General features: G+C 70.1%; 18 protein-coding genes and 1 pseudogene. 9 read left to right on the top strand and 10 right to left on the bottom strand.

Features of this window, described 5'->3' with window-relative positions:
- Window positions 1-29: 29 nt before the first annotated feature.
- From allB to J4E04_RS07320, 3 genes are read right to left on the bottom strand one after another with little or no spacing between them, the layout of a single operon-like run.
- On the bottom strand, window positions 30-1,379 hold the full coding sequence (gene allB, locus J4E04_RS07330; protein ID WP_490150273.1) for an allantoinase AllB: 1,350 nt from the start codon (window positions 1,377-1,379) through the stop codon (window positions 30-32).
- Complete coding sequence (gene alc / locus J4E04_RS07325) at window positions 1,376-2,437, bottom strand: allantoicase (protein WP_490150272.1); 1,062 nt, start codon at window positions 2,435-2,437, stop codon at window positions 1,376-1,378. Before alc ends, allB begins: the two co-directional genes overlap by 4 nt.
- 3 nt (window positions 2,438-2,440) lie before the next feature.
- Entirely contained in the window at window positions 2,441-2,854 is a 414-nt protein-coding gene (locus J4E04_RS07320; protein ID WP_490150271.1) for an allophanate hydrolase-related protein, read from the bottom strand.
- 139 nt (window positions 2,855-2,993) lie between these two features.
- Between J4E04_RS07320 and J4E04_RS07315 the strand changes: the two genes are divergently transcribed.
- The 4 genes from J4E04_RS07315 to J4E04_RS07300 all read left to right on the top strand — a co-directional run bounded on the left by J4E04_RS07315 (window position 2,994) and on the right by J4E04_RS07300 (window position 8,614).
- Complete coding sequence (locus tag J4E04_RS07315) at window positions 2,994-3,746, top strand: aspartate/glutamate racemase family protein (protein ID WP_027505679.1); 753 nt, start codon at window positions 2,994-2,996, stop codon at window positions 3,744-3,746.
- Between the two features lie 11 nt (window positions 3,747-3,757).
- Window positions 3,758-4,651, top strand: coding sequence for a PfkB family carbohydrate kinase (locus J4E04_RS07310; protein ID WP_490150270.1), 894 nt, complete (start codon window positions 3,758-3,760; stop codon window positions 4,649-4,651).
- Window positions 4,648-6,735: a RecQ family ATP-dependent DNA helicase gene (locus tag J4E04_RS07305; protein WP_490150269.1), complete on the top strand. Its 2,088-nt coding sequence runs from the start codon at window positions 4,648-4,650 to the stop codon at window positions 6,733-6,735. Before J4E04_RS07310 ends, J4E04_RS07305 begins: the two co-directional genes overlap by 4 nt.
- A 130-nt stretch (window positions 6,736-6,865) precedes the next feature.
- Window positions 6,866-8,614, top strand: coding sequence for an ABC transporter ATP-binding protein (locus tag J4E04_RS07300; protein ID WP_027505676.1), 1,749 nt, complete (start codon window positions 6,866-6,868; stop codon window positions 8,612-8,614).
- On the opposite strand, the gene J4E04_RS07295 is transcribed toward J4E04_RS07300, so the two are convergent.
- Both J4E04_RS07295 and J4E04_RS07290 read right to left on the bottom strand, forming a co-directional pair.
- Window positions 8,597-9,241, bottom strand: a complete 645-nt coding sequence (locus J4E04_RS07295; RefSeq protein WP_222630340.1) for an SDR family oxidoreductase — start codon at window positions 9,239-9,241, stop codon at window positions 8,597-8,599. The two genes, J4E04_RS07300 and J4E04_RS07295, sit on opposite strands and share 18 nt — an antisense overlap.
- 66 nt (window positions 9,242-9,307) lie before the next feature.
- A complete protein-coding gene (locus J4E04_RS07290) occupies window positions 9,308-10,849 on the bottom strand; it encodes a hypothetical protein (RefSeq protein WP_490150268.1) in 1,542 nt (513 codons plus the stop codon).
- A gap of 320 nt (window positions 10,850-11,169) precedes the next feature.
- Here J4E04_RS07290 and ectA point away from each other — a divergent pair.
- The 5 genes and pseudogenes from ectA to J4E04_RS07265 all read left to right on the top strand — a co-directional run.
- Window positions 11,170-11,673, top strand: a pseudogene (gene ectA / locus J4E04_RS07285) (diaminobutyrate acetyltransferase); the annotation flags it as partial.
- 60 nt (window positions 11,674-11,733) lie between these two features.
- Window positions 11,734-13,011, top strand: coding sequence for a diaminobutyrate--2-oxoglutarate transaminase (gene ectB, locus J4E04_RS07280; RefSeq protein ID WP_027505675.1), 1,278 nt, complete (start codon window positions 11,734-11,736; stop codon window positions 13,009-13,011).
- Window positions 13,012-13,054: 43 nt separating this feature from the next.
- The gene (locus J4E04_RS07275) at window positions 13,055-13,453 is read left to right on the top strand and encodes an ectoine synthase (protein WP_027505674.1); all 399 of its coding nucleotides are present in this window, start codon (window positions 13,055-13,057) and stop codon (window positions 13,451-13,453) included.
- 136 nt (window positions 13,454-13,589) lie between these two features.
- Window positions 13,590-14,369, top strand: a complete 780-nt coding sequence (locus tag J4E04_RS07270) for a Sir2 family NAD-dependent protein deacetylase (RefSeq protein ID WP_027505673.1) — start codon at window positions 13,590-13,592, stop codon at window positions 14,367-14,369.
- Window positions 14,366-15,544 carry an MFS transporter gene (locus tag J4E04_RS07265; protein WP_490150267.1) on the top strand — a complete coding sequence of 393 codons (1,179 nt, stop codon included), beginning with the start codon at window positions 14,366-14,368 and terminating at the stop codon, window positions 15,542-15,544. Before J4E04_RS07270 ends, J4E04_RS07265 begins: the two co-directional genes overlap by 4 nt.
- Window positions 15,545-15,552: 8 nt before the next feature.
- On the opposite strand, the gene proB is transcribed toward J4E04_RS07265, so the two are convergent.
- From proB to J4E04_RS07240, 5 genes are all read right to left on the bottom strand, one after another.
- Entirely contained in the window at window positions 15,553-16,674 is a 1,122-nt protein-coding gene (gene proB, locus J4E04_RS07260) for a glutamate 5-kinase (protein WP_222630327.1), read from the bottom strand.
- A complete protein-coding gene (obgE, locus tag J4E04_RS07255; protein WP_027505671.1) occupies window positions 16,671-18,122 on the bottom strand; it encodes a GTPase ObgE in 1,452 nt (483 codons plus the stop codon). The genes proB and obgE overlap by 4 nt, the downstream gene beginning before the upstream one ends.
- A 188-nt stretch (window positions 18,123-18,310) precedes the next feature.
- Window positions 18,311-18,574, bottom strand: coding sequence for a 50S ribosomal protein L27 (gene rpmA, locus J4E04_RS07250; RefSeq protein WP_027505670.1), 264 nt, complete (start codon window positions 18,572-18,574; stop codon window positions 18,311-18,313).
- A 104-nt stretch (window positions 18,575-18,678) separates the two neighbouring features.
- Window positions 18,679-18,990, bottom strand: coding sequence for a 50S ribosomal protein L21 (gene rplU / locus J4E04_RS07245; protein WP_027505669.1), 312 nt, complete (start codon window positions 18,988-18,990; stop codon window positions 18,679-18,681).
- A 247-nt stretch (window positions 18,991-19,237) separates the two neighbouring features.
- Window positions 19,238-22,639: a translation initiation factor IF-2 N-terminal domain-containing protein gene (locus J4E04_RS07240; protein ID WP_490150266.1), complete on the bottom strand. Its 3,402-nt coding sequence runs from the start codon at window positions 22,637-22,639 to the stop codon at window positions 19,238-19,240.
- Between the last annotated feature and the right edge of the window lie 421 nt (window positions 22,640-23,060).

Here is a 23,060-nt window from a genome sequence, read left to right as displayed (position 1 = left end):
ACGATCGTCCGATTGTCAACAATCTGCAATCAGCCGCGCGTCAGCAGCCCTCCCTGCGGTGGACCGTCGAGATCGATGCGTCGTCCGGCGAGCCAGGTCGAGCGCACACAGCCCGTCACCGTGCGGTCGTCGTACGCACTCACCGGATTCCTGTGCCTCAGTTCCTCCGCGTGCACGACGAACTCCTGGTCCGGCGCGAACACCGCCAGGTCGGCGTCCTTGCCCACCGCGATCGCGCCCTTGCTCTCCAGTCCGACCTGAGCCGCCGTCGCCGCGGACATCCACCCGACGACGTCGGCGAGAGAGTGCCCACGCCGACGCGCCTCGGACCACACGGCGGCCAAGGACACCTGCAGCGAGGCGATGCCGCCCCACGCGACACCGAAGTCGCCGACGTCGAACCGCTTGAGCTCCGTGGTGCACGGCGAGTGATCGGTGACCACCGTGTCGATCACGCCGTCGGACAACGCCTGCCACAACGCGTCCCGGTTGTCGGCCTCCCTGATGGGCGGGCAGCACTTGAACTGGGTCGCCCCGTCCGCGATCTCCTCCGCCGCGAACGACAGGTAGTGCGGGCAGGTCTCGGCAGTGATCCGCACACCGTCCTTCTTCGCCACCGCCACGAGCGGCACGGCGTCGGCACTCGACAGGTGCAGGATGTGGACGCGGCATCCCGTCCGCCGCGACGCCGCGATCACGTCGGCGATGGCCGTGTTCTCCGCGGCGCGCGGTCGCGACGCCAGGAAACCGGCGTAGTCACGGCCGCCGGCGTTCTCGGAGTCGGCGATGATCTGCGCGTCCTCGGCGTGCACGAGCAGCAGTCCGTCGAACGAGGCGATCTCCCGCATCGCCTCCTCGAGCTCGTCGGGCGAGAGAGGCGGGAACTCGTCGACACCCGAGTGCAGCAGGAAGCACTTGAAGCCGAAGACACCGGCCTCGTGCATCGCGCGCAGGTCCGGGACGTTGCCGGGTACGGCGCCACCCCAGAAGCCGACGTCGATGCGAGCCTCGGGCTCGGCCACCGCTCGTTTGACGTCGAGTGCGTCGGTGGAGACCGTCGACGGAATACTGTTGAGCGGCATGTCGATCAGGGTCGTGATGCCCCCGGCGGCCGCGGCGGCCGTCGCACTCGCGAAACCCTCCCACTCGGTGCGACCGGGCTCGTTCACGTGCACGTGGGTGTCCACCAGGCCCGGGAGCAGTACCTCGTCGTCGGCCAGGTCCACGACGACGTCCGCATCGACCGGATCGTCGTGACCCACGACGGCGACGATGCGGCCGTCCCGCACCCCCACCGTGCACGCCGTCTCGGTACGGGAACCGTCGGCCGCGGTCACGACCGCACGGCGCGCGCGGAACGCGAGATCCCACGCGCTCATGCCGGGGCCTGCTCGGCGAGGAGTGCGCGGTGTTCGGCGGGAAGCCCGTCCCACCAGGCGGCGCGCGCGTCGACGCGGCCACGCTCGTCCGGATCGCCGAACAACCGCAGCCGGGACAGACCCCCGTCCGGGTAGACGTCGAGGCGCAGATGTGTTGCGGCAGGGGCGCCGTCGAGAAGGAACAGGTGCCGCGTGTCGGGCTGGACCGCCGTGCGCGGCAGGACCTCGGCCCACGCGGACGGATCCGCGACGTCGGCGACCCGATCGTCGACGGTGCTCAGTCGCACCCAGCCCGGGGCGTTGCCGACGTAGTACGACGTGTCCACCTCCACGTGCCGCGGCACCCCGGCGACAGCGAGAGCGAACGTCGCGTGGTCGTTTCCGCCGCCTCGCCGACGCGAGTTCTCCCACCCCTCACCCATGTTCCGGGCACGGCCGGGCAGGATGATGTTGGCCGGAGACGCGTAGAACGCGTCCGAGCACTCCACGAGCCGCCCACCGTGTTCCGCCGCCAGCAGATCGACCGTTCCGGTCAGGAACCGCGGGTCGGGCACCACCTCGCCGTGCACCCGCAACCGCGCCACTCCCCCGTCCGGATAGATCGACAACCGGACGTGGGTCCAGCGACGGGTGTCAATCACGGGATACAGATTCGCCGTGTCGCCGTCGGCCGGCGACTTCTCGACGATGGTGTGCCACTGCACCGTCGACAGTTCCTCGGCCGAGGGGTAGCCCTCGACGGACGCGGCCTCGACCGACACGAACGGCGGATAGTTGCCGCGGAAGAACGCGGTGTCCACGACGACGCCGTGCACGATGCCCGCCGCACCCAGCCGCACGAGAGCCCAGTCGTGCCCGTCGTCGCGTCGGCGGCGGGTCTCCCAGCCGTCGTACACCTTGCCCTTGTGGCCGAACTCCGACGGATCGAAGAACGGCGCCGTCGGCTTGATCAGGTTCTCGCGCTGCGCGAACAACTCGTCGTTGGCGGCGCTCACCGACCCGCCCAGAGCGCGCGAGGCGAGATCGGGAAAGAGGAGGAAGTCAGCAGCGGCGGACACGACTCATGCTCCCGCAGAGACGGTCTCGTCCGGATCGGGAAGCCCGCGATAGGCACGCCACCCACCGAGATCCGTGATCTCGGTGAGCTCGGCGGACAGCGAGTCGACCAGGCCCGGTCGCAGCACCACGGCCATCACCGACCGTCCGTCGGCGAGCTGGATGACCGAGAGTTCGAGTTCGACGGGCTCCTCCGGCAGGAAGTCGGTGCGGATGTTCTCCATCGGGACGTCGTACAGCTCACCGGCGATGGAGGCGCCACCGGTCTCGGTCAGCAGCAGGCCGGGGAACTCGTCGCGCACCGCGAAGAACCGGTAGTTCGGCGCCGTCCGCACCGAGCCGAGGAAGGTGTGACTGGAGACGTTGTGGTGCAGGTTGCCGCCACGCATGGCGCCTCCGTTGCAGAACAGTTCGGCCATGGTGTGGGTCCGGTCCTCTCGTTCGGTTCACGCTCGTGCGCTGCCAACGTAACCGAGTTCGCGATATATCTTCCGGCCTGCGGAGCGGGTCTACTCTGAGCGACGCCGAACCCCGTTCCCGTCGAACTCCGGAGCTGCCGTGCGCATCCTCGTCGTCAACGTCAACACGACGCGATCCATGACCGAGGCCATCGGCGCGCGCGCCCGCGAGATCGCGTCGCCGGGCACCACCGTGGTCGCGCTGACACCGGCGTTCGGGGCCGAGTCGGTGGAGGGCAACTACGAGTCGTACCTCGCCGCCGTCGCGGTCATGGAGACCGTTCGCGCGTACGCGGAACCGTTCGACGCCGTCGTGCAGGCCGGCTACGGCGAGCACGGCCGCGAGGGCCTGCAGGAGCTGCTCGACGTTCCCGTCGTCGACATCACCGAGGCCGCGGCGAGCACCGCGATGTTCCTGGGGCGTTCGTACTCGGTGGTGACCACCCTCGATCGCACGGTCCCGCTGATCGAGGACCGACTCCTCGTCGCGGGCCTGCACACCCGCTGCGCGTCGGTCCGCGCCAGCGGCCTCGGGGTGCTCGACCTCGACCGTGATCCCGACGCGGCGGTGCGCGCCGTGGTCGACGAGGCGGAGCGCGCGGTGCGCGACGACCGAGCCGAGGTGATCGTCCTGGGGTGCGGCGGAATGTCCGGTCTCGACGCCGCCGTGCGGGCCAGGGTCGACGTTCCCGTCGTCGACGGGGTGACCGCGGCGATCACCGTCGCCGAGGGGCTGGTCCGGCAGGGTCTCCGCACGTCCAAGGTGCGCACGTTCGCGCCGCCGCGGAGCAAGTCGTTCGTGGACTGGCCGCCCGCTCGTCGAGACGGCTCGGGTGTCCGAACCACCCGTTAGTGTCGTGCACCATGGCCGATCCTCACACCGCACGTCCCCGCATCACCATCGTCGGCAGCATCAACATGGACCTCGTCGCCCGCACCCCCACGCTGCCCGCACCGGGTGAGACGGTCCTCGGCAGCGCGTTCCGCACCTCCCCCGGCGGCAAGGGCGCCAATCAGGCGGTCGCCGCCGCTCGGGCCGGCGCCGAGGTCGTCTTCGTCGGAGCAGTCGGCTCCGACACCTTCGCGCTCGAACTGCGCGAGACCCTCGTCGGGGCCGAGGTCGACGCGTCGCTGCTACGCGAGGTCGAGGGCGCGAGTGGCGTCGCTGTCATCACGGTCGACGACGCCGCGGAGAACTCCATCGTCGTCGTGGGCGGTGCCAACGAGACCCTGACCGAGCTCACGGCGGAGGAACTGGCTGCCGTCGCCGAAGCCGACGTCCTGCTGTGCCAACGCGAGACGCCCGTCGCGACGGTCGTCGCGGCGGCGCGACACGCGCGGGCCAACGGCACGCTCGTGTTCCTCAATCCGTCACCGGTGCAACCGCTCTCCGATGATCTGCTGGGTCTCGTCGACGTCGCGATCGTCAACCGCGACGAGGAGAACGCCCTGGGGGTCGACGCACTCGCCCGCATTCCGCACGTGGTCACCACGCTGGGGGCCGACGGTGCCCGCCATCGCGGCGCCGACGGCGTCGTCACCGCCCATCCCTCGCCCGCCGTCGAGGCCGTCGACACCACGGGCGCCGGCGACGTCTTCGCCGGCACGCTCGCCGCCGCGTGGCGCGACGGCCCCGCCGCCGCGGTTCGGCGCGCGTGTGCGGCAGGGGCCGTGGCCACCACGCGCGAAGGCGCGGGGTCCTCGGCTCCCACCGTCACCGAGGTCGACCGGGCTCTCGCCGGGACGCGTGACGCATGAGTACCCGTGAGCGCGCACAGGAGCTGCTGACCGACCTCGCCGGCCCCGATGCCGTTCTCCGTGAGGACCAGTGGACGGCGATCGAGGCGCTCGTCGTCCATCATCGACGCGCACTCGTCGTGCAGCGCACCGGATGGGGAAAGTCGGCCGTGTACTTCATCGCCGCACGCCTGCTGCGCGAGCAGGGGCTCGGACCGACCGTCATCGTGTCGCCTCTGCTCGCGCTCATGCGCAACCAGGTCGCGGCGGCCGAGCGCGCCGGGGTCACCGCCGCCACCATCAACTCGGGCAACGTCACCGAGTGGGACGACGTCCACGCACGCGTCGCGGCCGGTGAACTGGACGTGCTGCTGGTGAGCCCGGAGCGGCTGAACAATCCGGACTTCCGCGATCAGGTGCTGCCCTCGCTCTCCGCGGACGCGGGGCTCGTCGTGGTGGACGAGGCGCACTGCGTCTCCGACTGGGGTCACGACTTCCGGCCGGACTATCGCCGCATCAGGTCGCTCATCGCCGAGTTGCGCGAGGGGGTCCCCGTTCTCGCCACCACGGCCACCGCGAACGATCGGGTGGTCGAGGACGTCGCGGCACAGCTCGGTGTCGGCGGGGCCGACACCACCGTCCTGCGTGGCGGTCTCCAGCGCGAGTCGCTGCACCTGTCCGTGGTCACCATCCCCGATCCGACGGCGCGCATAGCCTGGCTCGCCGACCATCTCGAGACCCTGCCCGGCTCGGGCATCGTCTACTCGCTGACGGTCGCGGGAGCCAACGACCTCGCGGCGCTGCTGCGCGATCGAGGAATGGAGGTGGCCGCCTACACCGGCCAGACCGATCCGACGGAACGCGAAGCGGCGGAACAGGATCTGCTGCAGAACCGTGTGAAGGCGCTCGTCGCGACCTCGGCGTTGGGCATGGGTTTCGACAAACCCGATCTGGGGTTCGTCGTGCACGTGGGTGCACCGTCGTCGCCCATCTCCTACTACCAGCAGGTGGGCCGCGCGGGACGCGCCACCGAGCGCGCCGACGTCGTCCTCCTGCCCGGTCCGGAGGACCGGGAGATCTGGAGCTACTTCGCGTCCGTCGCCTTCCCTCGCGAACACGTCGTACGTCGGGTGCTCGAGGTGCTGGACACCGAGCGCGCCCAGTCCACCCAGGCTCTCGAACCGCTCGTCGAGCTCGGACGCACTCGGCTCGAGATGGTGCTCAAGGTCCTCGACGTCGACGGCGCCGTCCGGCGGGTCAAGGGCGGTTGGCTCGGTACCGGGGAACACTGGCACTACGACCGGGAGCGCTACGAACGACTCGACGAGGCACGGCTGTCCGAGCAGCGCGCGATGATCGAGTACCAGAGCACCGACGAGTGCCGGATGGCGTTCCTGCGCCGGCAACTCGACGATCCGTCCCTCACCGGGGATGCGGAGGCGGACCGGTGCGGGCGCTGCGACAACTGCACCGGGCAGCACCTCTCCGCGGACGTGTCGGCCGATCACGTGGAGTCGACCCGGCGGCGTCTCGATCGACCCGGGCTGGACCTCGCCATCCGCAAGCAGTGGCCGACAGGACTGAAGAAGGTCGGCGTCGAGCTGTCGGGGAAGATCAGCGACGGCCCGGAGACCGGCCGCATCCTCGGCCGCCTCACCGACCCGGTGTGGGGACCACGCCTGCGCGCGCTGACGGACGGCGAGGACGGTCCGGCACCCGACGGGCTGGAGGCCGCGTGCATCAAGGTCCTCGCAGAGTGGACGTGGGACGAGCGGCCCACCGGGCTGATGGTCATGGAGAGCGACTCCCGACCGGCGCTGTTGAACGACCTCGGGGAGCGTCTGGCGAGGGTCGGCAGGCTGGAGCCACTGGGCGTTCTGCACCGTCGGCCCGATGCCCGGCCCGTCTCGGGCGCGAACTCCGCGTTCCGCGTCGCCTCGTTGGTGGACGCCTTCGAGGCACCCGATCTGACGGCGCATCACGGACCCGTCCTGCTGCTCGATCTCTCCACCGACACCGGGTGGACGCTCACCATGGCGGCGCGGGCGCTCCGGCAGGCGGGGGCCGATGCGGTGCTTCCGTTCGCGTTGATCGGTCGCGGATAGGCCGGAGGCCGGCCCGGGGGGGTCGGGTAGGCCGGAGGCCGGCCGGGGATGAGCGGGTAGGCCGGGGACGGCCGGGGATGAGCGGGATGGACAGAAGGGGTGTCTGTCGGCGCGCGACTAGTGTGACGAGGTGACGACAGCTACTCCCGATGCACCAGGTCGGCTCCCCAATCTCCGCCTCCTCTGGACCTTCATCCGCCCGCATCGCCGGTTGTTCCGGTTCGGTCTGCTCCTCGGTCTGCTGGTCACCGCGTCGTCCCTGGCCACTCCGCTGGTCACCAAGCGACTGCTGGACTCCTTCGACGTCCCGGGCGCCACGCGGTCGGCCATCGTCCTGTTGGTCGGGCTCCTCGTCGTGGGGATCATCGTGGGTCTGGCTCAACGCCTGCTCCTGGGAACCATGGCCGAACGCGTCGTGCTCGAGGCGCGATCATCGATGGTGCGGCGGTTCTTCGGCGCCACCATCCCGGCGGTCACCGCCCGTCCCGCGGGCGAGATGCTCACGCGGGTCACGTCCGACACGATGCTGCTCCGCGAGGCGTCGTCCTGGGCGCTGGTCGAGATCGTCAACGGCAGCATCGCGATCGTGGGTGTCATCGTGCTCATGGCGACCCTCGACCTCCCCCTCCTCGGGACGGCTCTGCTCGGCATCGGTCTCATCGGTGTCGCCGCCGGGTTCCTCATGCCGAAGGTGGCTCGCGCTCAACGCAATGCACAGGAGGCGATGGGTCGGCTCGGCGGAATCCTGGAGGGCGCGTTGCGCGCCGTTCGCACGGTCAAGGCCAGTCGGGCGGAGAGTCGTTCGAGCGAGCTGGTCATCGAGGAGGCCCGCGTCTCGGCGTCCTACGGTATCCGGGCAGTGCGTCTCGAGGCCTGGGCGTGGACCATCACCGGTTCCGGGATCCAGCTCACCATCATCGCAGTGCTCGGCGTGGGCGCGTATCGGGTGAGCTCGGGAGCGCTGGCCGTCTCCAGCCTGGTCGCGTTCCTGCTCTACGCGTTCCAGTTGGTGGGCCCGGTCGCCCAGCTCACGCTCTACGTCTCGCAGCTGCAGCGCGGCATCGCCGCCGCGGCCCGTATTCGTGAGGTGCAGGTGATGGACCTCGAGAAGGAGGCGCCCACCGCGGTCGCGGACCTGCCGGCGAGCGCGGAGGTCTCGGCGCTCACCCTCACTCGGGTCACGGCCGGGTACGGCGACGAGGGCGCCGCGGTGAACGCGATCGACATGAGCATTCCGTCGCGCGGCCACACCGCCGTCGTCGGGCCGTCGGGCGCCGGCAAGACGACGCTGTTCTCGTTGATCCTGCGCTTCCTCGAACCGCGGGACGGCGAACTCGCCCTGAACGGTGTCCCGTACTCGGCCTTGTCCCACAGTCAGATCCGCGCGCGCATCGGCTACGTCGAGCAGGCCACACCCACACTGCCGGGCACGATCGCCGACAATCTCCGGCTCACCCACCCGGACGCGACCGACGCCGAGCTGTGGGCGGCACTCGAACGCGTGCGGCTGGCCGAGAAGATCGAGCTGTTGCCGGCCGGTCTCGCCACCGAGTTGCGCGACTCGGCGGTCTCGGGCGGCGAGCGTCAGCGCATCGCGTTGGCCCGTGCCATCGTCCGCCCACCGGACATCCTGCTGTTGGACGAGGCCACCGCGCAGGTGGACGGCATCACCGAGGCCGCCATCCACGACGCCATCCGCGACCTGTCGGTGCACGGTGCGGTGGTGACCATCGCGCACCGCCTGTCGACGGTCATCGACGCGGACACCATCTTCGTGCTCGAGCGCGGACGTGTCCGGTCGAAGGGAACGCACCGCGAGCTGCTCGACACCGACACCCTGTACCGGGATCTCGTCGAGGCGCTACGTATCGCCGTCTGACGCCGCGGCCACCAGCCGTCGGGCCGTCTCGTCGGCCGACGTCGGATCGGTGTCGACGGCGGTGACGCGCACCCCGGTGCCGACCAGGTCGCCGGCAAGTTGCGCGGCGAGCCGATCGATGACGACGGAGGCCAGCGACGACGCGTCCAGCCCCGCGTCGCCTGCGGTCGGCAGGCAGCGCGGAACGAGGATGAGACCGGAGTGCTGGCACACCATGTGCCGTGCGGCCGCCCGCGCGGTGATGAAGTGGGCACGCAGCGCGTCCAGGACCGGACGTTCGAGATCCGCGACCTCGGTGCGATCGAGCCGACGCGCCGACGCTTCGGAGGGGGTCGCACGCGACGCCCGGCCAGGGATGATGACGTCGATCGACACGTCGATGCTTCCGGAACAGGCGGCGACGACGTCCACGTACTCGTCGACGTCGACCTCGTCCAGCACGTCGATGACGGCCGCCTCGGCGTGGCCACCGTCCGCGCGGATGATGTCGACGACGTGCTGCATCTTCGTCCGGGAGCGGCCCGCGAGGTGCACGCGCGCTCCGTCGCGGGCCAGGGCGACGGCCAGCCGGCTCCCGACGACACCGCCGCCCCCGTAGATCAGTGCGTTGGCTCCGTCGAGCAGCACGTCACGCTCCTCCGCCCACCCGGCGCCGACAGGTATTCCTGCCGCGGGATCGTCCGGCCGGTGGTCCTAGCGTACGGAGGACGAGACGCTGTCGTCCTCGGTTCGGTCGGCCCCGTCGGCGTCGTTCTCGACGGCCGCATCGGCGCCGTGGTCGACCGGTTCCGCGTCGTCGATCGTGCGATGCGCGGCCAGGACGGCCACCGATACAGCCACCGTGACCAGTGCGGCGATCACCGACACGAGCGAGGTGACGATGCTTCCGCCCGCGGCGGCGTTCTCCAACGACCGGACCAGTTGGCCGAGGGGGGTGAAGAGTCCGACCGTGTCGGGCAGACCACCGACCCCGCGCAGGACCAACCCGCCGAGCACCACCTGGACGAGCCCGAGGACCCCGAGCACCACTCCGGCACGGACGGCTCCGAGTGCGGTGCGCAGTGCACGCGCCGCAGTGGCCACCGCGGCGACCCAGACTCCGATCAGGACGGTCGAGAGCATCGAGCCCGAGAGACTCGCGCCGGTGTCGGCGAACGTCAGGGCCAGCACCATCGTCGACGCGGTGGCCACCGCCCCCAGGACCGCGGCGCGGGCGCGCGGGATGAAGAATCCGACGAGCGCTGCTGCGACGAGCGCGAACGCCGCCGCGAGGTACGGCCACGCGTCCGAGGCGGACCGCACCACGTACGAGGTACCGCCGCCGGCCGGGTTGGGTTCGATCCGCTCTGCTGCCGGCAGCGAGGTGGACGCTTTCTCCACGTTGGTGCGCAGGGTGGAGAACATGGTCTCCATCGGGCCGACTCCCCCGACCAGGCGCGTGGTGCCGTCGACGAGGCGTACCCCGCCGTCGTCGAGCAGGACGAGGCCGTCGCGCAGCTGCGCGGATCCGTCGGTGGCACGCACCATGCCGTCGACGAACTCCGAGGACGGGTCGTCGAGTTGGTACGCCACGGTGCGCGCACCGTCGCGCAGCGTCTGCAGGTCGGTCATCACCCCGGCGTTCAGTCCCTGGGTGCGCAGCAGGTCGAGGACCGGCCGCAGCTGATCCGCGGACGCGGCGGCGCCCGGATCGGTGGACGCGGCGAGCGAGTCGAGAGTCTGCTGAACGATCAGTTCGATCTGGCCCTGCGCGGCTCCGACGCCGGTGAGCGCACCCACCACGCGATCCACTCCTCCGCTCACCTGCGACGAGCCGTCACCGAGCTGCCAGAGGCCGGCTCGGAGCTGGGTCATGCCGTCGGCTAGTTCGGCCGAGCCGTCGCGGGCCTGGTGCAGGCCGTCGGACATCTGGTGAGCGCCGTCGTCCAGCTCCACGCTGCCGTCGGACAGCTCGGCCATACCGCCACTCAGGATCTGCAGCGGCAGGACCGTGTTGGTCAGGGCGGCACGACTCGACCCGAGCGGGTCCGTCGTCGACCCGCCCGCAGTGGCGGCGACGGAAACGGTGCCGGTGGTGGCGGGGCGATCGGTCTGCGAGACCCAGAACACTCCGGCCGCCACGGTGGGGAGCAGAACGGCGAGCACCATCGCGACGGGGGTCGAGCTGGCTGCACCGACACGTGCAGCGGCGCCTCGCAGTCGGGCGGGCCGGGGAAGTCTGACCGTGGGAGTCATAGTGTGCCGGACATTAGCCATCACCGAACGGGAACGGTGGGTGCCTCGCCGGGCTCTGACCATTTATTTCACCGTCGTCGAGACCATTCAGTCTTGATCACCCTGTTCACACTGGTCACAGCAGCCCCACTCCGCGGTGCCGCTGCGAGGGTTCCCGCGCCTCCCGCGGGCCGCGGCAGGCCCCCGAGTCGCCGGCGAACGCATCGTCGTGTGACCACACTCACAAGGGGCGAACGTACTGGCGATAGGCGTGCCATTCTCGTGCCTGACGACGAGGGCGCCTGACATGTCCGGTCAGCCTTGTTACGTTCGTTTGCAATATGACGCCAGTGTTACAGAGAGCCGCCCCGACCGACGACATCGATTTCTCGTTCCGCCCACCACGCGTGGCCGACGGGACGCGATTGTGGGAGATCGCGAGGGACTCCCGAGTACTGGACGTCAATTCCAGTTACTCGTACGTGCTGTGGTGCCGCGATTTCTCCGACACCTCGATCGTGGCAGTGGACGCCGACGACCGTCCGGTCGGCTTCGTCACCGGATACATCCGTCCCGACGCCGACGACACCCTGTTCGTCTGGCAGGTGGCGGTCGACTCCGACCAGCGCGGGCACGGCCTGGCCGTGCGCATGCTGCAGGGCCTCGTCGACCGCACCACCCCACGCGGAGCACGCCTCCTCGAGACCACCATCAGCCCCGACAACGACGCGTCGATCGCCCTCTTCACATCTTTGGCGCGACGACGCGACACCACCATCACCCGACGAGATCTGTTCGCAGCGAACGACTTTCCCGACAGCCACGAGCCGGAGGACCTCTACACGGTCGGCCCGTTCGACGGCACGCTCGCCGACACTTCCGACGACCACACCCGAAGGACCTCGATGACCACCAGCATCACCCCGACCGACACCACCACCGACATCTTCGAGGCCCGCGAGTCGCAGGTCCGCAGCTACAGCCGACAGTGGCCCGCAGTGTTCGACACCGCGCAGGGTTCGTGGATCACCGACGAGAACGGCCGCCGCTACCTCGACTTCTTCGCCGGAGCCGGTGCGCTCAATTACGGCCACAACAATCCCGTGCTCAAGCAGGCACTGGTCGACTACATCATGCGGGACGGCATCACGCACGGTCTCGACATGTCCACCGTCGCGAAACGTGAATTCCTCGAGTCGTTCACCACGCGCATTCTCGAGCCCCGCGGGTTGGATTACAAGGTGCAATTCCCCGGACCCACCGGAACGAACACCGTGGAAGCCGCGCTCAAATTGGCGCGAAAGGTCACCGGCCGTTCCTCGGTCATCAACTTCACGAACGCGTTCCACGGCATGACGCTCGGCGCTCTGTCCGTCACCGGCAACTCCATGAAGCGCGCCGGCGCCGGTATCCCGCTGGTCCACGCGACCCCGATGCCGTTCGACAACTACTTCGGCGGCGCCACGGACGACTTCCAGTGGATGGAACGAGTGCTGGACGACTCGGGAAGCGGCATCAACCGCCCCGCGGCCGTCATCGTCGAGACGGTCCAGGGTGAGGGCGGCGTCAACGTCGCCCGTGCCGAGTGGCTGCGCGGGCTCGCAGACCTGCTGAAGCGCCGCGACATCCTGCTCATCGTGGACGACGTGCAGATGGGCGTCGGCCGCACCGGGCCGTTCTTCTCCTTCGAGGACGCCGGCATCGTGCCGGACATCGTCACGCTGTCGAAGTCGATCGGCGGCTACGGCATGCCGATGGCACTGACGCTCATGCGCCCGGAACTCGACGTCTGGGGTCCCGGCGAGCACAACGGCACGTTCCGCGGCAACAGCCCGGCCTTCGTCACCAGCAAGGCCGCGCTCGACCACTACTGGGCCGACGGCGCGTTCGAGGCGTCGATCCTGGCCAAGGGCGAGCGGATCCAGGACGCGTTCATCGATCTCTCGGCCCGCTTCGAGGGTCTGAGCACCCGCGGTCGCGGCATGGTCCAGGGTCTCGTGTTCGACGACGCGGAGAAGGCGTCGAAGGTCACCGCGCTCGCCTACGACAAGGGCCTGCTCGCCGAGACGTCCGGACCCTCCGACGAGGTGGTGAAGCTGCTTCCGCCGCTCACCATCACCGAGGAGGATCTCGATCACGGCCTCGGCATCCTGGCCGACGCCACCGCGACCGTCTGCTCCTGACCGAATCGCGTTCCGCACGTCTGCACAGCACGAGGAGGACCACATGATCGTTCGCACCACCGAGGCCATCACCGGAACCGAGCGCGACATCGCGAGCGAGGACGGCCAGTGGCGGTCCAAGCGGATCGTCCTGGGCGGTGACAAGGTCGGGTTCTCGTTCCACGAGACCACCATCGAGCCGAACACCGTCAACAACTTCCATTACGCCAACCACGTCGAGGCCGTCTGGCTCATCGAGGGCGAGGGCACGCTCACCGACCGCGAGACCGGTGAGACGTACGACCTGGGTCCGGGATCGATGTACCTGCTGAACGGGCACGAGCGTCACACGGTGGAGACGCGGACCCGCATGCGGATGCTGTGCGTGTTCAACCCGCCCGTCGTCGGCAACGAGCGTCACGACGAGAACGGCGTCTACCCGTTGATCGAGGTTCCCGCCTGACGCCACGGGCCGACCGGACATCCCACCCCGCCGGCCCACCCCAGCCGACGCGGCGACCTACTCTGGAGACGTGACCTCGGTTTCCCCACGCTCTCTCGATCGGTCGCCGCGCAGCGCCCTCTCTCTGCAGGACGCGATGGCCGACGGCCGCGTCGTCGCGCTGACCGGTGCCGGGATGTCCACGGACTCGGGAATTCCCGACTACCGGGGCCCGGACTCTCCGCCGCGCAACCCGATGACGTTCCAGCAGTTCATCGGCGACGACGATTTCCGACGTCACTACTGGGCTCGCAACCACGTCGGTTGGCGCCACATGGACGCCACCCGCCCCAACGCCGGGCACCGCGCCCTCGCCGAGCTCGAGCGCGTGGGTACCGTCTCCGGCGTCATCACGCAGAACGTCGACATGCTGCACACCAAGGCCGGCTCTCGCTCGGTGATCGACCTGCACGGTGTGTACGGCCGCGTCCGTTGCCTCGACTGTGATCGCCTCGTCTCCCGCGTGGCTCTCGACGAACGTCTGACCGCTGCCAATCCCGGCTTCATCGAGTCCGTCGTCGGTGCCGACGGCGTCGAGATCGCCCCGGACGCCGACGCGATCATCGAGAGCACCGCCCACTTCCGCATGGTCGGCTGCGAGGTGTGCGGCGGCATCCTCAAACCCGACATCGTCTACTTCGGTGAGAGCGTGCCCAAGCCGCGCGTCCGGAGCGCCTACGACATGGTCGACGCCGCGCGCTCGCTCGTGGTGCTGGGGTCCTCGCTCACCGTCATGTCCGGACTGCGCTTCGTCCGGCACGCGTGGAAGAACGACATCCCGGTGTTCATCGTCAACCGAGGACGCACCCGCGGGGACGAGTTCGCCGCCCAGAAGATCGAGGCCGGCTGCTCCGAGGTCCTGGCGTCCTTTCTGTGACGGACGGCAGGACCGTCGGCAGTGCCCCGTGGGCCGTCGCGGCGATCTTCTTCGTCAACGGTGCGGTGCTCGGTAACTGGGCGCCGCGCCTGCCTGCGATCCGCGATGCTCTCGAACTCGACGCGTCGGTGCTCGGTCTGGCGCTCGCGGGAGTCGGCACCGGCGGCCTTCTCGCCACTCCCCTGGCCGCCGTCGGTATCCGGCGGCTCGGCAGTCGCCGAGTCGTCCTGCTCTCCGCGACGGTGCTGTGCCTGGCGTTCGTACTCCCGGCACTCGCCGGGACGTGGTGGGCACTGGCACTCGCTCTCGCCGTCCTGGGCGGGGCCGACGCCGTCATGGACGTGGCGATGAACGCGCAGGGGGTGATCGTCGAGAAGAACCGGCGGCGTTCGCTTCTCAACCGATTCCACGCGGCGTGGAGCGCAGGGGCCGTCACCGGCGGCCTCACGGGCGCCGCCGCGGCCGGGATCGGACTCGCCGTGCTCGTCCACTTCGCTCTCGTCGGTGGGGTCCTGCTGGCGCTCGCGCTGGTGGCTCACCGCTCGCTGGTTCCCGACGGACGCGCCGTGCCCGACACCGTCCCTCGACCGTCCGGCCGAGGGCCACGGCGCGTGTTCTCCGGCGCCCTGGCGTTGCTCGGAGGGCTCGTGTTGGTGTGCGCCCTGGTCGAGGACGTGCCGCAGTCCTGGGGTGCGATCTACTCCACCGATCTCGGGGCCGGGCCGGGACTGGCGGGTCTCACCGTCGTGGCCTTCTCGTCCGCGATGTTCGTCGGACGCCTCGTCGGTGACGCCGTGGTGGACCGCGTCGGACGCCACGCCGTGCTGATGGGCGGCGCACTGCTCATCGCGGCCGCGTTCCTGGCGGCACCCGTGGTGAGTTCGCCTGTGATCGCCCCGGTGATGTTCGCCGTCGCGGGATTCGGTGCGGCACCGATCTTTCCGGCTGCGTTCGGGTTGGCCGGACGACTCCCCGGCATCACCGCGGGCACGGCCCTCACAGTGGTGTCGCTGATCGCCCGGATCGGGGTGCTGCTGGCACCCGTCGCGTTCGGCTCTCTCGCGGAGCTGACCGGCTTCGGCTGGGCGTTGTGGTCGATGGTTGCGGCCGGTGTCGCGGTGGCGCTGCTGGCCCTCGCACTCCGGCGCGTGCTCGCCGCCTCGGCTCCGGCCTGACCGGTCGCTCAGCCCGGGACGAGGTCGTCCGCGTGCACCACGGGGCGTCGGGCCTCGGGGGCGAGATCGCCCGTCGAGCGACCGATCATGCCGGCGAGCTCCGCCGCGTCGTACGCGACGACTCCGCGCGCGACCACGGTGCCGTCGACGCCGTGCAGGGTCACCACGTCGCCGGCGTCGAACGAGCCACTGACCGAGACGATTCCTGCCGACAGCAACGAGCGTCGTCGGCCGATCACCGCGGTGACGGCGCCGTCGTCGAGCGTGAGGGCGCCGGCGGTGTCCGCGGCATGACGGACCCAGAATCGGCGGGCCGACAACCTGTTCGGGCGCGCGGTGAACGTGGTCCCCACCGGTCCGCCACTGAGCGCGGAAGCCGCCTCGGACGCCGCCGCCAGCAGGACGGGAACACCCGCGTCCGCTGCCAGACGGGCCGCGGACAACTTGGACGCCATGCCGCCGGTGCCGAGGGAGCCGCCCGATCCGGCGACGACGCCGTCGAGATCCTCGGGACTCGCGACCTCGCGGACGAAGGTCGCGTCGGGGTCCTTGCGGGGGTCGCCGTCGTAGAGGCCGTCGACATCGGACAGCAGCAGCAACGCGTCCGCGCCGACGAGGTGCGCGACCAGGGCTGCGAGACGGTCGTTGTCGCCGAAGCGGATCTCGGCCGTCGCGACGGTGTCGTTCTCGTTGACGACGGCCACGGCGCCGAGTGAGCGCAGTCGGTCGAAGGTGCGTTGAGCGTTGCGGTGATTCGACCGACGGGCGATGTCGTCCGCCGTCAACAGCACCTGACCGACGGTCCGACCGTAGCGGCCGAAGGAGGTGCCCCACGCGTGCGCCAGCGCCAACTGGCCGACACTGGCCGCGGCCTGCTTCGTCGCCAGGTCACGAGGCCGCTGCTTGAGACCCAACGGCGCCATACCGGCACCGATCGCTCCGGACGACACGACGACGACGTCGGACCCGGCACGCATCCGCGCCTCGATCGCATCCGCCAACGCGTCCAGCCGGGCGAGGTCGAGTCCGGCCTCCATGCTGGTGAGAGCCGACGACCCGATCTTCACGACGATGCTGCGCGCCGACGCGATGATCTCCCGCGTACTCCCGTGCGGCTGCGTCGCGGTCACTGCTCGTCGCTCTCCAGCCCTCGACGGACACGGCGGGCGTGCTTGCGCTCGGGCGCGCCGATGCGCTCGACCTGGTCGATACGCGAGTCGGTACCGCGGCCGGTCATGGTGACGTCGACACCGGCGGGGGTCTGCGGCTCCCACTCGAAGCTGACGTCGCCGATGGTCACGGACGCCCCGGGCTGCGCGCCCTGCTTGACCAGTTCCGCCTCGACACCGAGACGAGCGAGTCGGTCGGCGAGGTAACCGACGGCCTCGTCGTTGTCGAAGGCCGTCTGCATGACCCACCGCTCCGGGCGCTCGCCGCGCACGATGAAGCCGCCCGGCTCGTCAGGATCGGAGATGACGCTGAAGCCCGCCTTGTCGGTGGCGACGGGCCGGATGACCTGCCGACGCGCGACGGCCTTGGGATGATCGATGCGGTACTGCGCGACCAGCTCCGCGAGGGCGAAGGTCAAGGGGCGCAGACCTTCACGGCTCACCGCGGAGATGGCGAAGACGGGCCAGCCGCGGGCCTCGAAGTCCTCGCGTACCATGTCGGCCAGTTCCTGCGCCTCGGGAACGTCCACCTTGTTGAGCACGACGATGCGCGGGCGATCGGCCAACTCGCCCAGGCCGGCGTCGCTCGACAGGGCGGGCGTGTACGCGGCCAGTTCGGCCTCGAGAGCGTCGACGTCGGACACGGGATCACGACCCGGATCGAGGGTCGCGCAGTCGACGACGTGGGCGAGCACGGCACAGCGCTCGAGGTGACGCAGGAAGTCCAGGCCCAGCCCCTTGCCCTGGCTGGCGCCGGGGATGAGGCCGGGGACGTCGGCGACGGTGAACGTGGTGTCGCCGCTCGAGACGACGCCGAGGTTCGGGACCAGTGTCGTGAACGGGTAGTCGGCGATCTTCGGCTTGGCGGCCGAGAGCACGGAGACGAGAGACGACTTTCCGGCGCTCGGGAAGCCCACCAGACCGACGTCGGCCACGGACTTGAGCTCCAGGACCAGGTCGCGCTCGACCCCGTCCTCGCCGAGCAGCGCGAAGCCGGGCGCCTTGCGTGCTCGCGATGCGAGGGCGGCGTTGCCCAGGCCGCCGCGACCGCCGGCCGCCGCGTCGAAACGCGTGCCCTCGCCCACCAGGTCGGCAAGGATCCGGCCGTCGCTGTCGAGAACCATGGTGCCGTCCGGGACACCCAGGATCAGGTCCTCGCCGACGGCGCCGTCGCGATTGCTGCCGGCCCCCTGCGTGCCGTTTCCTGCCTTCGCATGGGAGTGGAAGTGGAAGTCGAGAAGGGTGTGCACGCTCGGATCCACCACGAGGACCACGTCGCCGCCGCGGCCGCCGTTGCCGCCGTCCGGACCACCGAGGGGCTTGAACTTCTCCCGGTGGACGGAGGAGCACCCGTTACCGCCCTTTCCCGCACTGACGTGCAGGGTGACACGGTCGACGAAACGCGACATGGGTGGAGGGTCCTTCCGAAAGGCAGATGATGCTGAACTGCTGAGAGATCGGCGGCCGACAGGGCGCCGAGGGGTGAAACGCCGTCAGGGGCGGACGGAGGACGAGCCCTCCGAACCGCCCCTGACGGGAACGTGCACTGACGTCGCGCGAACGGCCGAAGCCGGGCCTCGCGGGCGCCGCAGGAGAATCAGGCCTCCGCGGCGGCCGGGACGATGTTGACGGTCTTGCGGCCACGCTTGGTGCCGAAGAGAACTGCACCCGCCGAGAGGGCGAAGAGCGTGTCGTCGCCGCCACGGCCGACGTTCACACCCGGGTGGAAGTGGGTGCCGCGCTGACGGACGAGGATCTCGCCCGCGCTGACCGACTGTCCGCCGAAGCGCTTGACGCCGAGACGCTGAGCATTGGAATCGCGACCGTTGCGTGAGCTGGACGCGCCCTTCTTGTGTGCCATGAGAAACCCTCCCGGGGTTGGTGGAGCCGGTGCCGTGATGGACGAGCCCTGGTGGAACGAGCCGTGGTGACGCAGAGACGCCGGATGGAGACCGGTATCAGGACTTACTTGATGCCGGTGACCTTCAGGACGGTCAGCTTCTGCCGGTGTCCCTGACGCTTGTGGTACCCGGTCTTGTTCTTGAACTTGTGGATGCGGATCTTCGGGCCCTTGGTGTGCTCGACGACCTCACCGGTGACGGTGATGCCGGCCAGCTTGTCGGCCCCGGTGGTCAGCTCGGACCCGTCGACGACGAGAACAGGAGCAAGCGAGACAGCCGTTCCGGGCGCTCCCTCGATCTTCTCGACCTTGACGAGGTCACCTACAGCGACCTTGTACTGCTTTCCGCCGGTCTTGACGATCGCGTACGTTGCCATCGGAGGGCTACCCCTTGCTTCTTTGATGCGTTCTCACGTCCCTGGTCGGGGACGTGACTGGTCTCGTGGCTGCGGTTCCGCAGCCCCTGCTGGTCACACTCTTGCGCCGGCGAACCGAAGTTCGGGTGGCTGCGCCCGCTCACCTCGCGGAGGACAGGACGGACCCACGTCGCCGGCAGCGACTGTCCAAGATTACGGTAGAGCCCGTGGCCCGGTCAAACCGCCGGGCCCGGTGCTCGGCCGCAGCTCAGGCCTCGTCGTCCACCGGCGGTCCGGCCGGCCGACCCGCTGCCCGACGGCGCGGACGCCGGACCGGTGCGACGGGCTCCACGGAGGCGCCGCCCCCGACGGTCACTGCAACGGGTTCGGCAGCGCCGCCCTCGTCGCCGCTGTCGGAAGTCGGTGCTGCCGCGGACGTCTCGGGTGCCGAGGGCACCACGATGACCGTGCCGGCGGAGTCCCCGGCCGGCGCGGACGCCGCTCGGGACACCCGACGACTGCGGCGCGGACGCGTCGCGGCGGTGGGTTCGGGAGCGACAGGCTCCGGCGCCGCGGGTTCGGGTGTGGCGGAATCGGGTGTCGACGGCGTGTCCGACGTCTCGGTCACCTCGGCGGCCGAGTCCGATCGGCCGTTGCGGCCGGCGGCGTCGCGCACCGCTGCCACGGCGGCCGTCGCGTCCTCGATCGGATCCGACACGGTGTCCGCCACCTCGGCGACATCGTCCGGATGCAGGTGCGCCGCCATGGCCAGAGCGACGGGATGAGCACGACGCACAGCCGTGTCGCTTCCCGACTCGGACTCGGTGGTCTCGGCCGTCGTCGTCTCGTCGACTCGATTCTCCGAACGGTCCCGGCCGCCGCGCTTGCGACGCGAGCCGCCCTCGGAGGCCTGGCTGTCGGAGCGGGAGGTGGTGTCCGAACGGGAGTTGTCGGACCGCGACCGATCGGAGCGGGAGTGGGAGCGCCCACCCTCGTCCTTGGCCGGCTCGACGGGGAACTGATGCATGATCAGCCCACGCCCGTGGCAGTGCTCGCACGTCGTGGAGAACGCCTCGATGAGACCGGTACCCATGCGCTTGCGCGTCATCTGGACCAGTCCGAGCGACGTCACCTCGGACACCTGGTGCCGTGTGCGATCGCGGCCCAGGGCCTCGGTCAGGCGACGGAGCACCAGGTCGCGGTTGGACTCGAGCACCATGTCGATGAAGTCGACGACGATCATGCCGCCGATGTCGCGCAGGCGCATCTGCCGCACGACCTCCTCGGCCGCCTCGAGGTTGTTCCGGGTGACGGTCTCCTCGAGGTTGCCGCCCTCACCGGTGAACTTGCCGGTGTTGACGTCGACCACGGTCATGGCCTCGGTGCGGTCGATCACCAGCGTGCCGCCGGACGGCAACCACACCTTGCGGTCGAGCGCCTTGGCCAGCTGCTCGTCGATGCGGAAGGCACCGAAGACATCGACGTCCTTGGACGCCGAGGTGTACCGCTCGACGCGGGGCAGCATGTCGGGGGCGACGGTCTCGATGTAGTTCTGCACCGTCGACCAGGCACGGTCGCCCTCGATGACCAGCTTGGAGAAGTCCTCGTTGAAGAGATCGCGGACCACCTTGACCAGGAGGTCGGGCTCCTCGTACAGCGTGACCGGAGCCGACGACTTGGACGCCTCGGCACCCGTCGAACGCTCCGAGACGGTGGCCCACTGCGCCTGCAGACGGGTGACGTCGCGCTCGAGCTCCTCGGCGCTGACGCCCTCCGACGCGGTCCGGATGATGACCCCGGCCTCGGACGGGACGATGTCGCGCAGGATGTCCTTGAGACGCTTGCGCTCGTTGTCGGGCAGCTTGCGGCTGATGCCGGTGGACGAGCCACCGGGCACGTAGACCAGGAAGCGGCCGGCGAGCGAGATCTGCGTGGTCAACCGGGCGCCCTTGTGCCCGACGGGATCTTTGCTGACCTGCACGAGCACCTGGTCACCGGGCTTGAGGGCCTGCTCGATCTTGCGGCTGTTGCCGCCCAGCCCGGCGGCGTCCCAGTCGACCTCGCCGGCGTACAGCACACCGTTGCGGCCCTTGCCGATGTCGATGAACGCGGCTTCCATGCTGGGTAGCACGTTCTGCACGCGGCCGAGGTACACGTTGCCCACGATGGAGCCCGAGGCCGTGCTGGTGACGAAGTGTTCGACGAGAACGCCGTCCTCGAGCACCGCGACCTGGGTCAGGTCCGGGTGCCCGGCCAGCGACTTCTCGCGCACGACCATCGTCCGGTCCACCGACTCGCGGCGCGCGAGGAACTCGGACTCGGTCAGGATCGGCGGACGGCGACGGCCGGCGTCACGACCGTCGCGGCGACGCTGACGCTTCGCCTCGAGCCGGGTCGACCCGGTGATGCCCTGGACCTCGTCCTTGGACTTGGCCGCGCGCTGACGCGGCTCGCGTTCGTGCACCACCGTGTTGGGCGGATCGTCGTCGGTCGTGGTCTCGGAGTCCGCGCTCTCGCCACCGCTCTTGCGGCGACGACGGCGGCGCCGACGACGGCTCGCGCTGTCCCCGGTCGAGTCGTCGTCGTTGTCCCCGGAGGCACCGTCGTTCTCCCCGGAGGCACCGTCGGTGTCCTCCGCGGACGGTTCCGTCTCGCCGGCAGTGGTGTCGGTCGTGCTCGACGCGTCGGTCGAATCGGTGGTCTCGGGCGCGTCCGAGTCGGCGGACGTGTCCGCCCGCGACCCACGACGGCTGCGCGAGCGGCGGCTCGAGGAGCGCTTCGGCGCGTCGTCGCCCTCCGCGGCGTCGTCCGTGTCCGTGGTCTCCGGTTCCGCCGTCGCGTCCTCGGCGGCAGGCGCATCGGAGCGATCCGCGGCGGACTCGTCCGACTCGTCGTCGTCGTTCTGATCGTCGTTCTGGTTGTCGTCGTTCTGGTTGTCACCGCGTCCGCGACCACGGCCACGACGGCCACGGCGGCGGCGGCGAGGACCGGACGATCCGTCCTGCTCGTTCGCGTCGTCGTCGGTGCCCTCGTCGGACGCGGAGGCATCGGACGAGGAGGTGTCGGACTCGGTCGCCGTCTCGACGACAGGGGTGCTCTCGGCGGGGGCGGACACCTCGACAGGGGTGGACACGTCGGCAGTGCCGTCGGCCTCGGGTGCGTCCGCTGTCGTGGTCTCGTCGACCTCCGCCTTCTTCGGCGCGGATCGAGCGCGACGTGCCCGCGTCCGGGGAGCCTTCGGCGCCTCGGTGACCTCGGGCTGCAGGAACAGCGGCGCGGTGGCGGGGTCGGCGGACGACGGGGCCGTCGCCTCGGCCGTCTCGATGTTCGTGAAGAGGTCCGGCTCGGTGGGAGAGGCCGGACTCTCGTCGGCCGTGGACGCCGAGCTGGTCTCCTCGGCGGCGGGAGGTGTGCTCTCGGCAGCGGGCAGATCTGCCACGTCGGCGGCGTCGAGCGCCGGAGCACCCAGTGCGGAGGCGACGGTCTGCGCGTCGTCACGAACGACGCTGGACTGGACGCTGCGGACGTCCACGCCCATCTCGGCCAGCTGGGCGACGACCTGCTTGCTGGTTACTCCCAGCAGCTTGGCGAGCGCGTGAACGCGGATGCGCTCGGGGAAGGTGGGGGCGCCCTGATCGAGCGGCTCCTGGGGCGGCACGGTGTCGGCCACGTGTTCTCCTCGGGCTCCCGGGCGCGAACATCCACGGCCGAGGTGCCCGATCGGGCGTCGTCCGTCGAATGGCACGCGGCCACGCGGGAGTCATGGTTCGTTCGCGGGATCGGACGATCCGACGAAAAAGCGGGTTCGCACTGCGTCAGGTCGTCGACCGGAACGGTCGGCGACTGTCACCGCACTGCCTGGGCGGATGGCCGATCCGAGCACCTGATCTTCAGCGGGACGCGTCGGCGGTGCGAGAAGGAGACTCGCATCGATGCCTGCGCGTGTTCGCGATGACGGGCTTCGGTCCGTGATTGTCATCCGGTCACGTTCGCGTGGTGCGCGTCGCGACCTAGGCCAGTATCCCACACTCCCCGACCGCCGCGTGCCAATGCGGGGTTCGCGGTGCGGCCCGGCGGTCGGGGGTGGGACT

This window comes from Rhodococcus sp. NFXS4 (genome assembly GCF_058139645.1).
Note: the sequence above shows the minus strand (reverse complement) of the source record. Positions and strands in the feature narration are given on the sequence as shown.